Source organism: Citrobacter sp. RHBSTW-00986, assembly GCF_013783065.1.
GTDB classification, from domain to species: domain Bacteria; phylum Pseudomonadota; class Gammaproteobacteria; order Enterobacterales; family Enterobacteriaceae; genus Citrobacter; species Citrobacter braakii.
The window spans coordinates 3,043,094-3,058,715 of the sequence record NZ_CP056200.1 but is presented as its reverse complement, the minus strand read 5'-3'; the positions used below and the strand labels follow the sequence as shown (position 1 = coordinate 3,058,715).

General features: G+C 48.4%; 16 protein-coding genes, 1 tRNA gene, 1 pseudogene and 1 riboswitch. Of the genes and pseudogenes, 7 read left to right on the top strand and 11 right to left on the bottom strand.

Translation table 11 applies throughout. The features are described 5' to 3' along the window. Positions 1-51 precede the first annotated feature (51 nt). Both HV345_RS15010 and HV345_RS15005 read right to left on the bottom strand, forming a co-directional pair. Complete coding sequence (locus tag HV345_RS15010) at positions 52-558, bottom strand: CS1 type fimbrial major subunit (protein WP_016152497.1); 507 nt, start codon at positions 556-558, stop codon at positions 52-54. A gap of 74 nt (positions 559-632) precedes the next feature. Further along, positions 633-1,376, bottom strand: a complete 744-nt coding sequence (locus tag HV345_RS15005) for a fimbrial protein (RefSeq protein WP_165500000.1) — start codon at positions 1,374-1,376, stop codon at positions 633-635. 308 nt (positions 1,377-1,684) lie between these two features. Here HV345_RS15005 and HV345_RS15000 point away from each other — a divergent pair, with 308 nt between their 5' ends. Both HV345_RS15000 and HV345_RS14995 read left to right on the top strand, forming a co-directional pair. Further along, a complete protein-coding gene (locus tag HV345_RS15000) occupies positions 1,685-2,440 on the top strand; it encodes a winged helix-turn-helix domain-containing protein (protein ID WP_181635753.1) in 756 nt (251 codons plus the stop codon). Positions 2,441-2,581: 141 nt separating this feature from the next. Further along, entirely contained in the window at positions 2,582-2,908 is a 327-nt protein-coding gene (locus HV345_RS14995; RefSeq protein WP_255467561.1) for a hypothetical protein, read from the top strand. A gap of 56 nt (positions 2,909-2,964) precedes the next feature. On the opposite strand, the gene yccA is transcribed toward HV345_RS14995, so the two are convergent. Beyond that, positions 2,965-3,624: an FtsH protease modulator YccA gene (gene yccA, locus HV345_RS14990; RefSeq protein ID WP_016152501.1), complete on the bottom strand. Its 660-nt coding sequence runs from the start codon at positions 3,622-3,624 to the stop codon at positions 2,965-2,967. A 270-nt stretch (positions 3,625-3,894) separates the two neighbouring features. On the opposite strand from yccA, the gene HV345_RS14985 reads away from it, so the two are divergent. Both HV345_RS14985 and HV345_RS14980 read left to right on the top strand, forming a co-directional pair. Then, a complete protein-coding gene (locus HV345_RS14985; RefSeq protein ID WP_181635752.1) occupies positions 3,895-5,523 on the top strand; it encodes an ABC transporter substrate-binding protein in 1,629 nt (542 codons plus the stop codon). A 142-nt stretch (positions 5,524-5,665) separates the two neighbouring features. Beyond that, positions 5,666-5,753 (top strand) — tRNA-Ser (locus tag HV345_RS14980). 156 nt (positions 5,754-5,909) lie between these two features. On the opposite strand, the gene HV345_RS14975 is transcribed toward HV345_RS14980, so the two are convergent. The 8 genes from HV345_RS14975 to HV345_RS14940 all read right to left on the bottom strand — a co-directional run bounded on the left by HV345_RS14975 (position 5,910) and on the right by HV345_RS14940 (position 13,104). After that, positions 5,910-6,713, bottom strand: coding sequence for a cytochrome c1 (locus HV345_RS14975; RefSeq protein ID WP_181636702.1), 804 nt, complete (start codon positions 6,711-6,713; stop codon positions 5,910-5,912). A 2-nt stretch (positions 6,714-6,715) separates the two neighbouring features. Continuing rightward, positions 6,716-7,876, bottom strand: a complete 1,161-nt coding sequence (locus HV345_RS14970; RefSeq protein WP_016152558.1) for a cytochrome b N-terminal domain-containing protein — start codon at positions 7,874-7,876, stop codon at positions 6,716-6,718. A 1-nt stretch (position 7,877) separates the two neighbouring features. Beyond that, a complete protein-coding gene (gene petA / locus HV345_RS14965; RefSeq protein WP_101700007.1) occupies positions 7,878-8,429 on the bottom strand; it encodes a ubiquinol-cytochrome c reductase iron-sulfur subunit in 552 nt (183 codons plus the stop codon). A gap of 27 nt (positions 8,430-8,456) precedes the next feature. Then, positions 8,457-8,897 (bottom strand): pseudoazurin, encoded by a 441-nt coding sequence (locus tag HV345_RS14960; protein WP_047501117.1) that lies wholly within the window; start codon positions 8,895-8,897, stop codon positions 8,457-8,459. Between the two features lie 10 nt (positions 8,898-8,907). Continuing rightward, positions 8,908-9,723 (bottom strand): ABC transporter ATP-binding protein, encoded by an 816-nt coding sequence (locus HV345_RS14955; protein ID WP_181635751.1) that lies wholly within the window; start codon positions 9,721-9,723, stop codon positions 8,908-8,910. Beyond that, positions 9,720-10,787 (bottom strand): iron ABC transporter permease, encoded by a 1,068-nt coding sequence (locus tag HV345_RS14950; protein WP_181635750.1) that lies wholly within the window; start codon positions 10,785-10,787, stop codon positions 9,720-9,722. Before HV345_RS14950 ends, HV345_RS14955 begins: the two co-directional genes overlap by 4 nt. A gap of 66 nt (positions 10,788-10,853) precedes the next feature. Beyond that, entirely contained in the window at positions 10,854-11,909 is a 1,056-nt protein-coding gene (locus tag HV345_RS14945; RefSeq protein WP_016152563.1) for an ABC transporter substrate-binding protein, read from the bottom strand. Between the two features lie 220 nt (positions 11,910-12,129). Then, positions 12,130-12,354: riboswitch (cobalamin riboswitch) on the bottom strand. Positions 12,355-12,564: 210 nt separating this feature from the next. Further along, on the bottom strand, positions 12,565-13,104 hold the full coding sequence (locus HV345_RS14940; RefSeq protein WP_047418158.1) for a GNAT family N-acetyltransferase: 540 nt from the start codon (positions 13,102-13,104) through the stop codon (positions 12,565-12,567). 554 nt (positions 13,105-13,658) lie between these two features. Here HV345_RS14940 and HV345_RS14935 point away from each other — a divergent pair. The 3 genes and pseudogenes from HV345_RS14935 (at position 13,659) to deoD (ending at position 15,615) form a co-directional block, all read left to right on the top strand. Then, complete coding sequence (locus HV345_RS14935; RefSeq protein ID WP_032931140.1) at positions 13,659-14,468, top strand: CatB-related O-acetyltransferase; 810 nt, start codon at positions 13,659-13,661, stop codon at positions 14,466-14,468. Positions 14,469-14,615: 147 nt separating this feature from the next. Beyond that, positions 14,616-14,723: pseudogene (locus HV345_RS26465) on the top strand (hypothetical protein); the annotation flags it as partial. A gap of 184 nt (positions 14,724-14,907) precedes the next feature. Beyond that, positions 14,908-15,615, top strand: coding sequence for a purine-nucleoside phosphorylase (gene deoD, locus HV345_RS14930; RefSeq protein ID WP_016152566.1), 708 nt, complete (start codon positions 14,908-14,910; stop codon positions 15,613-15,615). Positions 15,616-15,622 lie beyond the last annotated feature (7 nt).

Below are 15,622 nucleotides of genomic sequence, written 5' to 3'. Positions count from 1 at the left end.
TGACGTCAGAGGGTGGGCACCCTCTGACGTTATCCCTTATGTACTGTGGTGTTACGCACCGCCTTCCGTGGTCGTCGCCTGCGTCAGCATCAGGCTGACAACGCCGCTGTACTGACCGGTTTTCAGAATGCCTTTGGTTGTCTGAGAAATGGTCAGTGGCAGTACCGCTGAACCGTTTTCAATGCTGCCTGGGAACAGTTCAGTTCCGGTAAATTCGGCATCGGTGGTAGACAGTGTTTTATCACCCAGAATCACCGTCATCGGTACAGTCTCGTCGCCATCCATATTGGTGAGCTTAGCTGCGCTAACGAGGCGCACTTTGACATTGCTGGTGGCGGAGTTAGACCACACCTTGGTGTTCAGGCGGTAGCTTTCCAGCCCACGACCTGGCAGGTACTGCATGTCGATGCTGGCCGGCAGTGGCGTGTTATCGGCCTGAGTCATATCCAACTGTGAGTCAACGCTGGCGTTGACGGTAATATCTTTTTGAATCGCCAGCGCGCTAAAGGACGAGGCCATCGCGGCAACAATCATCAGAGGTTTAATATAGTTACGCATTGATATCTCCATATTTACAAATGAGCACCTTGGCTCTTTAAACAAACTACGTGGGTTTTTACTGTGCCGTCGTGTTATTGCACGACGGGTAAATCAGCTTCTTCAGCGGTTTTATTCACCCAGTTGAAGTAGCGGAACTTATATTTCTGACCCTGTTTCATAGTGAGCGTTTTTAATTTCCGTTCAGTGTCCGGATAAATCGTCGCGTCTTCTTTTATCCATTTACACGATGAAACAGCATCACAAATACCAATCTCTCTGAGCGGCACACGCAATGTGCCGTTGTTTTTTAACGTTCCCCGGCGAGGGTCAATCGACAGTGAAATTACGTTTTCTTCTGGAGCAATGTGGACCAGTGCGCCCCAGATCACATTGACACCTAATGTCGCCATTGCTGCAGAGGTTTCTGCCTTGCCCGGAATAATGCTGTCAGGTTGTTTTACCCCTTCAAAATAGACACGCCAGGTGGTCTCTTTTTTCGGAGGTATAAGCGATACCAGACGAACAACGCGCATCGCGCCTGCAGCCAGAGCAAATTTCTCGGGCGTAACCACCACGCCACCTTCTTTCCACGAAGCGACGTCAATTTCTTTTTCCTGGGCTGTTCCGGGATTAAGAATTTTCTTTTGCCTCACCCGAATGAACTGAATATCATCCGTTTTTGAAGCCACCTTAATTTGCGCCGCACCGGATCTGTCTACATTCAGCTCCATGGGATACACGCTCATATTGGCCATTGTCATTTCTGAGAAAAATGGCAATGACAGCGCGGCGACATAAAAGGCGGTTGTCATGCTCACTCTTTTTTTCTGTTTCACAATCAGTCTGCCTGCTCTGAGTTTAAAGGCGGCGCGTTAACACCAGGACACCGTCTGCTTTCGTATCGCTTCAGGGCAGGGAAACTTTAACCAGAACAGCGGTTTGTGAAAATTTGTATTAGTTAACTCGTTATATACAGTTTTTTATCCTGCTTTTCTGTCTTTAAGGTTGTATAGTTAAGCGAAAATACCGCGGCCAAGGATGGGAGGAAAATTCCTTCTGATGAAAAAATAAGCAGGTCAGGGGGCGGTTTTCATATCGACGTACCAGGGAATAAAAAGCATGCGGTAACAGCCGAGAATAAAAGATGTTTTTTATATGCAATAATTCGTTGTTATTTGATCCTGAAGCACATGTAATAAGTCTTGTTGGACAACCCGAGTCTGTATTAACACTTTCGGCGCCAGCCGTTCGTCTTTTACAGGAATTCATTAAACACCGAGGACGCGACTTAAGCCGGGAGGAATTGATCGCTCGCGTGTGGGAAGAATTTGGCTTTACGCCATCAGGAAATAATCTCAATAAAGCGGTAAGCGAACTGCGTAAAAGCTTCCAGTCTCTGGGAGAGGGGCACGAATTGATCGTCACTGTCCCGCGCTATGGTTTCCGTTTTGATGCTGATGTGATTTTTCAGCCTGGAGAGAAAATTCAAGCCGTTGATCCGCAACCCCCCTCAGCGCAACAAGACGTTCTGCCCCGGCGAGTATCCCTGAAAAAGTGGTTCAGAATAGGGGCATTGATTGCCGTGCCGTTGGGAGCGATCTTTTACGTTAGCCGCCCGCAGGAGATAACTGTTCCGGCGAAATTAAAGCCGGTCCAGGAAAAAATCGCGCGTTGTAGTATCTGGGTTATCGAAGATCATGGACGGCCGTTAGTGCTATCAAAATTAGCTGAGCGACTGGAGGCCAATGACGTGGCTTGCGAGCGCGAGGAGTATGCTATTTATTTTTTCAGCGCCCGTTTTTCGCTTGCAACTGCTGATGAACTGTTTATCGGGGCCTGCCCGGTCAATAAAACACGTCTGTGCAAGACCATTCGCTATAAAAACGGGGCTGGAAAATGAAAATAAGGCTTCTTTTTGGACTGGGCGGAGCCCTGGTCGGCGGCGCGCTGGCGCTGTTTTACTATTGCGGCGCGACGGGAAAAAGCGATGTGCTGGCCTGCAGCACTGAATTTAACTTTACGCGCAATGAAGGGAAAGCAAGTGAAGGTAAATGCCCTTGCTCAGTTCTATTTTCATCGGGACGGTACAGGGTTGACCACCTATAAAGGTGCGGCAAGAGCTGGCGGGCAAAATTTTATCGTTGACAGGGATGTAGACTTTACGTGGGAGCAGCGGGACGATGACAACGTCATTGTATTGACCTACACCAAAACCTGGCTTCGCCACAATGACAATACGCCGAATGCCCAATGGGGGAGTTTCGCCTATCCGACCTCACGCTACTACCTGACGATCTCTGAACTTTCACCTGCTGTGTGGCTTATTCAGGACCGGCGCTATCCTACCTATATCTGCCGGGGTCAATAAGGTATAAAAAAAGAGAATGCCATTGGCATTCTCTTTTTTCGTATCAGTGATGCTGCTTAATCGCGGCTGGCGAAGCCCAAAATGCTCAGCAGGCTGACGAAGATGTTGTACAGCGAAACGTACAGGCTGACGGTGGCACGGATATAGTTGGTTTCACCGCCACGGATGATATTACTGGTTTCAAACAGGATTGCGCCTGAAGAAATCAGAATAAACACCGCGCTGATCGCCAGATGTAAAGCCGGCAACTGCAGGAAGATATTCGCAACCATACCAATCAGCACCACCACGATCCCTGCCATCAGCATACCGCCGAGGAAAGACATGTCTTTCCGCGTGGTCAGCACGTAGGCTGAGCAGCTGAAGAAGACCAGCGCCGTACCGCCCAAAGCCATGGCGATAACATCACCCATGCCCGCAGACAGGTATGTGTTCAGGATCGGTCCCAGAATGTAGCCCAGGAAGCCGGTGAAAGCGAAAGCTGACAGAATACCAACCGGTTTATCCGCCGTTTTATAGGTCAGGAACATCAGACCATACATACCCACCAGCGTCAGGATAAGCCCCGGAGAGGGCAACATCAGTACGGTACTGGCAGTCGCAGTGAGCGCCGAAAACGCCAGCGTCAGGCTGAGCAGGAAATAGGTATTGCGCAGCACCTTATGCGTGCTGAGTAGCGATGTACGATCGCGTGAAGAACTAATAATACGATCCATGAGTCACTCTCTTATGACAGATGTAATTAATGATGGAGGATAATGAAATCAAGGGGAATGACACAGCGGTTTTACCCATCTTTACGCATTTTAACCCGCCAGGCTTAAGCATATTATTTCAACAAAAGCTCCCGAATCAGATGTTAGCACTATATGTGTAAAAATGCCTGTTAGATATCTGCCAGGTAACTGAAAAATATTGCGTTATTCCTGTTTCTCTCTGACTGTGACAGCGGTGTCTACATACAACAGAGCAATAAGGTAAAGGGAATGATTCAACATAAATCGAAGATATTGACGTTTACGCTGTTGACTGTCTGTTTGATGTCTATCAACGGCGCGGCGATGGCGGGAAATGTTCCCGCAGGAACAATTCTTGCAGAAAAACAGGAACTGGTCAGAAACAATGGCAGTGAGCCAGCGTCGCTGGATCCGCATAAAGTCGAAAGCAACGTTGAGTTTAATTTAATCAGCGATATGTTCGACGGACTGGTGGCGGTTAAGTCGGATGGGTCTATCGAACCCCGGCTGGCCGCGTCCTGGGAGAACAAAGATAACACCGTCTGGACCTTTCATTTACGTCCGGGCATAACCTGGTCAGATGGGTCTGCCATTACCGCACAGGATGTCGTCTGGAGCTGGCAGCGTCTGGTCTCACCGCAAACAGCTTCACCTTATTCCTCGTATCTGGGCAATATGCACGTAGCAAACGCCCTCGATATTGCCCAAGGGAAAAAAGATCCTGCCGATATCGGGGTCAAAGCCCTGGATGATAGCACGCTGGAAATTACCCTGACGCAGCCAACGGCGGCTTTTCTGGCGATGCTGGCGCACCCGTCACTGGTTCCGCTGGATAAAGTGCTGATCGGCCGCTTTGGTGATAAGTGGACCCGGCCAGAACATTTTGTCTGCAGCGGGGCGTACAAGTTATCGCAGTGGGTAGTCAATGAGCGCATCGTTGCCGTGCGTAACCCGCATTATTGGGACGATCGGCACACCGTCATTGATAAGGTTACTTATTTGCCCATCAGTTCAGAGTCCGCAGACGTTAACCGCTATAAGGCCGGCGAAATCGACATTGTGTATAGCGTCCCGGTCAATCAGTTCGCGCAGTTGAAAAAGACGATGGGCGATGAACTCCATGTCTCACCTCAGCTTTCAACCTATTACTATCAGTTCAATACGACCCGAGCGCCGTTTAATGACCCGCGCGTGCGCCGGGCGCTGAATATGGCGTTAGATAAAGACATCATCGCACAAAAGGTGATGGGGCAGGGGCAACGCGCGGCGTGGGTTATCAGCCAGCCGGAAATAGGGGGAGTGCAATTGCATGCGCCGGAATATGCGGCGTGGCCGCTCGAAAAACGCATTGCCGAAGCTAAGAAACTGCTGGCTGAAGCCGGTTATGGCCCTGAGCATCTGCTTAGCCTAAATCTGCTCTATAACACCTTCGAAACGCACCAGCGTATTGCCATTGCCGCATCGTCAATGTGGAAGAAAAACCTCGGCGTAGAGGCGAAGCTGCAAAATCAGGAATGGAAAACCATGCTGGATACCATGCACACCGGTAATTTTGACGTCGTGCGCTACGCATGGATCGCCGATTATGATGATGCCTCAAGTTTCCTCAATATTTTCCGTACCGGCGATAGCGAGAATACCACCAGGTACAGCAATCCCGCTTTTGATGACGCGATGCGCAAGGCGGCGAAAGCATCTTCGCTGGAGGAGCGAGGCAAATACTACCAGCAGGCTGAAGACCTTTTAGGAGAGGATGTGCCAGCGATTCCGGTTTACCACTATGTCCGCACGCATCTTGTGAAGCCGTGGGTGGGAGGATTTGCGCCAGATAACCGGGGAAATTACTACACCAAAAATATGTTCATCAAAAAACATTAAGCGCTGTAGCCAGTATTTGTGCTGAATAAACGGTCAATCTGTTGTTATTTCAGTCGATTAACAATATTTTGGCTGTTTTTCAGGCAAACAAACGCATTGGTGCTTTACAGGTCCGTTCGGGATGTTTATAGTGCGCCTCATTGGAAGCGTGGCCGAGCGGTTGAAGGCACCGGTCTTGAAAACCGGCGACCCGAAAGGGTTCTAGAGTTCGAATCTCTACGCTTCCGCCAAACATAAACCCCGAGCTATTTAATAGCTCGGGGTTTTTTCGTTTTGTGCAGTTTATGTCATGCCATCTTTCTCCAGCCTTAGTCGCGCAAGTGCAACTCAGCGCTGCTGCCCGGCGGAAAGCTGACGAACTGAATCATCTTCATATCTGGCAAGGCCTACATGAGCGAACGTCTTTTCATTCGTCGTAATATCCATAGCAGCCCCAGCATAAAGGCCAGGTAGCCCATAACGTAATATCCCTGCTGTCTTCGTTCTGCGAGCGTTGGGTCGGCTGCCCATGCCAGAAAGGCGGTGACATCCCTGGCATATTGCTCTTCCGTTTCAGCTTGTAGCGACGCCGGGTGCCATTGAATCTCTCCGCTGGTCAACGGTTTCGGCATGTTAATCACGCCGCCGGGAAAATAGCGATTAGCCTTCAGTTCGGGATCGGCAGGTTGATAACCGGTTAGCAGTGCGTAGACGTAATCTGCTCCCTGGTCCGTGTAGGGCAGAAAGGCATCCAACAGAAATTGCGGGAATCCGCGATCGTATGAGCGGGCACGTACGATATAGCTCAGGTCAACGGGAGAAGCGCCATTGTTAAGGTATCGTGCTTCCTGCTCGTTTAGATACGGCGAGATGAAGCTGTCATTTAGCGTCCCGTCTCGCTCACCAATCTGGCCGTCATCCTGAAGCTCAGGAAACTGATAGCCGCTGGCGATACTTCTTGCTTCTTCAGCCGTGAGTTCCGGACCGCCGGGTCTGGTCAACGACCGAAAGCTAAGGTGCTTTATGCCGTGACAGGCGCGACACTTCTCTTCATAAACCTGCAGGCCACGTCGAAGCTGCTCTTTATCATACTGGCCATTGATGCCGCTGAAGCTCCATTCCTGCCGTTCAGGCGTGGCTTCCTGCGCATAAGAGGAACCCAGTCCCAACAGAGAAAAGGACAGAATGCTGAATTTCAAAAGTTGTTTCATCATCAGTCCTGTTTTTCCAGAAAACGACGGCAAGGTAATACGATTAAAAACCAGGCAAACCAAATCAGAGTCGAAAGCTGCGATGCGGCACGGATCCAGCCCTCTTCGTTACGGAAACCGTCAATAAGATCGGGGCCAACCAGCGCTTTCGACCCTAACCAGCCTAAAAAGCAGGCATTAATGACCCACAGCCAGAATCCGCATTTAACCAGTTTGCTGTAATGGCGAAAACGAGCCCGGGAAGTATCAAGCCAGGGAAGGAAATAGAAAATCAGTACCGAGCTGCACATTGCGGCTAAGCCAACGAATTCATTTGGGAAGCAACGCAAAATGGAGAAGAAGGGAAGAAAATACCATTCCGGCGCAACAATCGCGGGTGTAACTGTTGGATCCGCAGGAATAAAGTTATCGGCGCTGCTCAGATAGTGCGGCGCGAAGAATAAGAACCAGGCGAAGATCATCAAAAAAAGGATGATTTTGATGGCATCAAGATCGGTAATTTTGTAATCGAACAGCAGGCTCCTGGACTCTTTCTCGCTAAACCTCTTTTTCATCGCCTGCGCAAACGCCGACTGTACGGTGCGAATATGAAAAACCGTTGCGCCGACAATCACAAAGGGAAGAATAAAGTGGAGAACAAAAAAGCGGCCAAGCATCGGCGTTCCCGGAGTATGGCTGCCGACTAAATATGCGTAAAGGGTATCACCCACTAGCGGAATGGCTTGAGCAAAGCGGGTAATTACCGTGACCGCCCAGTAGCTTTTTTGCCCCCAGATAAGGCTATAACCAAGAAATGCGGTCATCATCAGCAGGATATATAGCGTCACGCTAATCATCCACATTGTCGTCCAGGGCTTGCGGTAAACGCTGTAGTACATGCCACGAAAAATATGCAGATAACAGGCAAAGAAAAAGAGCGACGCGCCAATAGCATGCATGTTGCGTAACAGTTCTCCATGGCGAACCGCACGCATAATATGAATAATGGAGTCAAATGCCAGCTCGGCCGTCGGCACGTAAAACATTGCCAGCACGATACCCGTAAGGATCTGCACACCGAGTATAACCAGCAGGATGGCGCCGATTGCGAATACCCAGAGTCCGGCAATCGAGCGAGGAAACGGGATACGCCAGCGAAGCGAATAGACGCGCTCACTCCTCATTTCAGGCTTCCTTCGTGCCGATACGCACGGCCTGACCATCCGAATGAATAACGTAGTCCGGGATTGCCAGGTTGGTCGTCGCGGGGCCGCGCGTCACGCGCCCGGAGGTATCAAACTCTGAGCCGTGGCACGGACAGATCCAACCCACCCCTCCTGGTCGGGCGTTGGGTACGCACCCGGCATGTGGACAATACCCTTGAACCACCAGCCATTGAGGATGAGCTGCTGAGACCCGCTCGCTGTCCGGTTGTGGGTCGATAAGCGTATGCCAGTCGGCACTTCTGGCAGTAATAATCTCATCCTGGGTGCGATGGTGAATAAGAATCAGCTTTCCCTGCCATACGCGTCTGACGGTTTGTCCAGCAGCAACCCCCGCAAGAGAGACATCAATCGGTTCATTTTCCGCAAGAGTCTTCTCATCCGGACCCAGGGCCGAAACCAGCGGCCAGACGGCAGCAGCGACGCCTGCCGCGCCGACGAATTTTGTCAGTTTACACAGGCATTCCCGGCGCTGTTCCTGGATTTCGCCATCTGCAAGTTTATTCTCTGTCACCTCGTATTTCTCCCTGAGCATCGCGGATTAACGTTTGTCGATACGCGCGTAAATTTCCTGAAAGCGCTTATCAGCAATACCCGGTGCTTTGAATGCCCGATAGCTTGCTGGTAACGTGGCATCTCCAACCTTTATCAGCATCACCATGCCCTGAGCGTAATGTGGTGTACATTTGATGCCGTAAAATCCGGCATTGTCATAAGTTACTTCGATCTCTTCATCGATTTTTCCCAAAAAACCGGGATAGTTAGCCGGAGACAATTCAGCGATTGAAGCCGCGTTGTGACTCTTATGTTTACGGATAAACTTCACCGTATCCCCGGGCTGGATCTCCAGATAATCCGGCTCATAGACCATTGGTCCCGCAGACCCACGATTTTTCATCAAAACGTCGTGAGTTTGTGCGAAGGTTGAAGAGGCGAGGGCGAGTAAACATAAAACTTTCAGACTCTGTTTGAGATATTTCATCGATTCTTCCTTAAAATTCATCAGGTCTTTGATAACGGATAAAACAGTTTTCAGCGCCAGTTTCATGTTCAACAATGGCGTCGATACCAAACCAGGAATGGAGGTTTTCTCGGGTAAACACGGTGCAAGGAGTCCCCTGCATCGCCATATGCCCGGATGTCATGACGATGATGCGATCGCAGAACATCGCGGCATGATTGAGGTCGTGCAGAGCGGCAATGACTGTGAGCTTTTCACGTTTAACCAGACTAAGCAGGCCAATCTGATGTTGAATGTCGAGATGGTTGGTGGGTTCATCCATCAGTAACAACTGCGGCTGCTGCGCCAGCGCCCGGGCGATATGCAGGCGCTGTTTTTCTCCCCCGGAAAAGGTATGCCAGCATCGGTACTGTAATTCACGGAGATCGACCTTCTCCAGCATAGTTTGCACGATATCGTCATCTTTGGCGGACCAGGGCGAGAGCAGGCTAAGCCAGGGCGTCCGCCCCAGAGAAACGGCTTGTAAAGCGGTAAGACGCTCGCTGGTTTCTGCCTGTTGTTCGACCAGCGCCACCCGCTGCGCAAGGTGACGCCGCGAATAATGCTGGAGCGCCTTTTGCTGCAGGGTGATACGCCCGGAAGTTGGCTTCAGCAAACCGGCCAGCAGTGAAATCAGTGACGTTTTGCCCGAGCCGTTGGGACCGATGATGCCGACAAACTCGCCGGGCGTTACGCTGAGCGAAATATCTTCAACAATCGTCTTACCTTTTACCTTCCAGTACAAATTACAGGCTTCAATAACGACTTGCGCAGAGGCAGCGAGTGGCTGTACGAGGTTCACCGTCATTTGTTCTGGTTTCCTCTAATCAGAATGATTGAAAACGCAGGAGCGCCGACCAGAGCCGTGATCACGCCTATTGGGAGTACCTGACCGGGTAGTAACGTGCGGGAAATAACATCAGCGATAATGAGGAAAATAGCTCCGGTAAGCGCACTAACCGGCAGCAGTCGATGATGCTGGTTGCCGACCAGCAGACGAGCAGCATGAGGGATCACCAGACCGACAAAGCCGATCGCACCCACAATGGAGACCATAATCGCCGTCATGCCGGTGACGGCGGCAATCAGTACTGCACGGGTACGTTTTACCGGAATGCCCAGCGATGCCGCAGACTCCGCACCAAAGGAGAAAGCATCAAGATGGCGGGCATAACAGAAGCACAGCGCGATACCGACCAGAGCGGTAGGAATGGCTAAGACTACATCGGGCCAGCGTACACCGCTCAAATTGCCCAACAGCCAGAACATAATACCGCGTGCTTGCTCGGCGTTTGCTGAGCGGGTGATGATAAGCGATGTAATCGCATTGAAAAGCTGGGAGCTGGCGATCCCGGCAAGGATGATTTGGGTTGTTACACCCCCACCTTGTCTACCGCCAGCGGCCATCGCCAATAGCGCAACGAACAGAAATGCCGTCAGCGCACCAATGAAAGCGCCCAATGACATACTGATGATGCCAGCCCCAAGTCCAGTGAGAGCAATCAGCACCGCTCCGGTGGACGCTCCGGCAGAAATCCCCAGTAGATAGGGTTCGGCGAGCGCATTGCGTAGCAGCGACTGTAACACTACGCCGGAAACAGCCAGGCACGCGCCGCAACTGGCCGAGACCAGCGCTCGGGTCAGGCGGTAGTTCCAGATGATCCCTGCATCCAGCGCATCGACAGGATAGTGTGTATCAAAAAGATGATTTGCCAGCGTGCTGAGAACATGCTGCCAGGGGATAAGCGTTTCGCCGATGGAAATCCCCGCCAGCAGTACGCCACACATTAGCGCACTGACCCAAACGGCATGCCCACTGACTCTCACCGCAAGCTGACCAACAGCGCGACGCATCCTGCGTGAATCACTCATGATTATCTGCGTTCCTGAGTAACGGAGATGCGCTACACCGTGCGAGGATATAGCGCAAAACGTAGATTAATGAGCAGCCTGCGGATGTGCTAAGCCATATTCAACAAGGGCATCAGCCAGTTTTTCCACACCATCAATAGTTCTGATCCCGGCATTCATGGTCTGTACGTCAATGACCGGTAGATGGTTTTCCTTGACGGCAGGAACCAGTTTGGCGACAGGATCGGACTTGAGGTATTCCATCTTGACCTTCCAGTCATCCGCCGGGAAGCGGCGACGGCTCATCTCACCGAGCACAATGAGTGAAGGATTCGCTTTTGCGATGGTTTCCCAACCCACCGTTGGCCACTCTTCAGCAGAATCAATCACATTCTTCACTCCCAGCGTTTGGGCGATCCATGCCGCCGGACCAAACTTCCCGGCAACGTAAGGGTCAAGCTGGAGATCGGCGCTTGAGAACCAGAACACGGCGGAAACATTCTCATCCATTCCGGTAATTTTGTTTTTCGCTGCGGCTTCACGTGCTTTAAGGCTGGCAATCAGCGCCTCGCCTTTATCCTGAACATCGAAGATTTTCGCCAGATCGGCGACTTCCTGATACACCATGGCAATATCAAACATGCCCTTACGGACACCATCACCACCATCTTCGTTATCTTTCGCACAGTCAGCTGGCGCGGTGTAAACGGGAATTTTCAGTTCACTAAACTGTTCGTAAGAGGCAACCGTGCCAGCAGGGCCGATTTGCCACTCAAACTGACTGGCGATCAGATCCGGTTTTTTCGCCACGATCCCTTCAAAGCTTGGAATATTTTGCGCGATAACGGCGACTTTTTCGTTTGCTGTTTTATAAGCCTCCAGTACCGGGCCAAACCACAGCGAAGTACCCACGACGCGATCGGCCAGCCCCAGTGAATAGAGAATCTCGGTACTGTTCTGACCCACCGTCGCCACGCGCGTTGGTGCCTGATTGAAGGTAATATCGCGGCCACAGTTTTTAATCGTCAGAGGATATTCGGTTTTTGCTGCCTCGGAAAAACCGGAAGTAAGCAGGAGAGCAGTCGTGCCAAAAATAGCCAGAAGCGTTTTTTTAGAGAAGTAAAAGGTAGAATTAGCGTGCATTATCATCGTCCCGTTGATGCCAGAATCTAAAGGTCTGGTCATGGCTTATTTCATTCCATATATCGGGAGGAGACATGAAGATAGATGACATTGAATCGTGAAATTTAAGAATGAAGATATGCAAAAAATGCAAATAAGCTTTACTCAGCCAAAATCTTATTCATAAATACACTACTGCTTGCGTCAAATAATTCATCCCATGGACCATCCCGTCCACTCAATGGCATACACCTTTGACAGCAGGTCTCCTGACTCACGGTAATCAGAATATCGGCCTTCCCATAAAGATGAACTTTACAGTGACCTGTGGTTTATGAGCCACACAGGGATATTCTGCATCCGCCTACAGTTGCGGGGGCAGTTATGGAATTGAATTGAATAATTCTCACCATATTCCTATTCATATACAAAAATGTAATGAAATGCTGTCGAAAGCGACTCTAGCGGCAATTGTTAACAAGGTCAACCATAGAGGGTAAGAGATAAAAGGTAGTGGTGTAGAAAAAATACCCATTTAATACAGTGAGTTATGATTTTGTTGGTTACTGCGATGTTGTAAATGAAAATAGCAACAGGAAGCTAAATGAGAATTGGTTGATATTGATCAAATTACACGCATGCTGAAACTTCTGTGTATGAAACATATTGATCACCATCAAAAGTTCCGCATATCAGCGCTTGACTCTTTTTTTTGTGTACTCTCCATATGTACCAATTGCCATTCATCCTGCATATCCATAATCACGTTAAAATTGTTACGCAACCAGAAATAATACCCTCCGGGTAAAAAATGATGTGTGTGGAGATACAAAGTCTTATATTGATGTTGCTGACAGAATACCTCAGCTAAAGCAAACAACTGACTTCCGATCCCCTGTCTGCGGTAGCGCTCATCCACGTAACAACGACAAATTTCCGCCGTTTCAGACAAGTTATAGCGACCACGTAGTTCAGTAATACGATCATCATATTGACATACCGCCAGTGTAGCGATTAATTCCTGGTTTTCACTCCACGCGCAAAGTAATAAATTCCTTTCCTGCAAGATATACTGTTGTGCGAGATCAAAGAGATCTTCTTCGGCAGAAGGCATGGCTCTACCGGCATTGAAGAATAAATTAAGATGCTCAACAAGAAACGACTGAACAGCAGGAATATCGGCGGGAGTCATCTCACTAAACCTAAATGGGATCATGGCAGCATAACTCAAATTTAGAACGGAAAATGATAATAACAATAAGACCACTTTAAAAACAATATTGAGCAGTAAGAGACAGATTCGCAATTGCATACGGAGCTATTCTCATTACGGGTTATAAGTGGTTGTTTGGGCGGTCTCCATAGAGTGCAATCAGGCAGAAACACTTAACAAAACTCTTCGCGCAGAAGGTCAGGCTGTCGCGAGAACTAAGGTTTTCAGCGTCCTCTTGGGATAGAAAAAAGAATTGCATCTTATTGGGCTGCCAGGCATATGCAACTGGGGCTGCATTTTTTTTTCTTCATTACCTGAAGTGCCCTTATAGAAAAGCATCTGACATTTTGTTTTTGAAAACGACGTCTCAAAACATATCTGTATTCATTCTCTAAGCAGAATATTATAGAAACTAAATTATGAGTGGTAAGAGTAAATGTCACAACAAGGTAATTTACAATATGTATTATTTCATACTGTAATAGTTGATTAAGGTTAGGGTTTAGAGTATCTTTAATCTACTCGTAGATTTTCAAATAAAAGCAGACAATAACAGTATGAAAACCAGACTCTATAATTTTTCAGAAGACACAAATGAAATTTTTGTTTTTAGATGGACTCGGAAGCACTATGAATTTTGCATGGATAACGATATCTTTTTGAATCATAGAGGTAAGAAAGTTTATAAAGAAAGAAATTTGTTACTGTTCTCGAAAGGTGACAAAATTAGAATTGAAGCTGATGTTATTGCTGAACAATATTCCACAATGCCAGTAAAGAGTTTTTCTAGCGTTGGTGCGTTTTCATTTCCAACCTGTTATTTTCCGGGTAATGTAAATATCGGAAGATTTTGTAGTATTGCATCAAACGTAAAAATCATGGGAGGAAACCATCCTATGAATCGTTTTACAACTCATATGCTTACTTATAATGGCGAGTTTGATAAATATGCTGCCAACGAGTTCGGACAAAACTGGGTATTGAAACCATTTATTACAAAGCCTAAAAATACAACGATTGGCAATGATGTCTGGATTGGCAATGATGTCGTTTTAAAAGGTGGTATTTCAATTGGTGATGGTGCTGTTGTTGCAGCAAATTCCGTTGTTACTAAAGATGTGCCTCCATATGCTATTGTTGCAGGGGTTCCTGCGAAAATTATCAAATACAGATTTGAGTCAGATATTATTGAACAGTTGTTAAAAATAAAATGGTGGAACTATAATTACACCGATTTACCTGATAACAGCAAGTGTGATGATATTATAAATTTTGTCACTGAAATGAGCACGTTGATATCGAATGGCACTATAAAAGAAAAAGCATATAAAAAATTTAATCTTACCGAAATATTTACAACTCTTTAGTTTAATATGTCATTGTTGGGACTGTTATCCGGCGAAAGCAAAATGAGATAAGGACAACACGATGACAAAAGTTAGCATCTTGCTAGCGATGAGCGTTTTGCCATTGTCAGCATACGCAGCAACGACCGGACTAACCAGACTGGCACCGAGCGTCTGTGTAGAAACGATCGCTATTTCGGGCCAGATGGTAAGCGTAGCGGGAAAGTGAATACTCGTTACACCGCTCTATTGTTCAGACAGAACGATAAATCCTGATAGTCCTGCGCGTTTTCCCTGCCTGCGCGGCGGGGACGCCGTTTTCTGCTTTTCCATCTGCCCGCAACACTAACTCTCAGAAATGAGAGGCCGATCCTCTGAGCAGGACTTTTGTCCTCAATCCTCTGCAATCCGCTGGTTACAATCCCTGCATATCTTCAATACCCATAATTCAGGAATTGTTATGACTGCACATATTAATGCCAAAGCGGGTGATTTTGCGCCAACCGTTATTATGCCGGGCGATCCGCTTCGCGCTAAGTTTATTGCCGAAAATTATCTAATGGATTACCGCGAAGTCACCAATGTACGCAATATGCTGGGCTATACCGGTCTTTATTTTGGGCAACCTGTTTCGGTGATGGGACATGGCATGGGTATTCCGTCAATGACGCTTTATGCTCATGAACTGGTACATGACTTCGGTGTACAGAGAATTATTCGTGTTGGCAGTCTTGGGGCAACACAACATCATGTCAAAATGCGAGATATTATTCTTGCCGTCGCCGCCGGAACGGATTCCGTCACAAATTTAAAACGTAGCGCGGGCTACACGATGGCGACATCTGCCCATTTCCCATTATTGCAGCAGGCGTGGGCATTGGCGCAGAAGGCCGGTATTGACGTTAAAGTCGGCAATGTCTTCAGTGGCGATCTTTATTACGATCCTGACGAAAATTTAATACCTGCACTGGAAAAGTTTGGTGTGCTGGGTGTGGATATGGAAGTGGCAGGGTTATACGCTTTAGCGCATCAGTTTAATATTGAAGCGTTGGCTATATTAACCGTATCCGATCATTGCCTGACAGGAGAAGAAACAACGGCGGAAGAACGGCAGTTAACCTTTAAAAATATGATAGAGCTGGCGCTAAATACAGCTGTTACGGCTTAGCATCAGC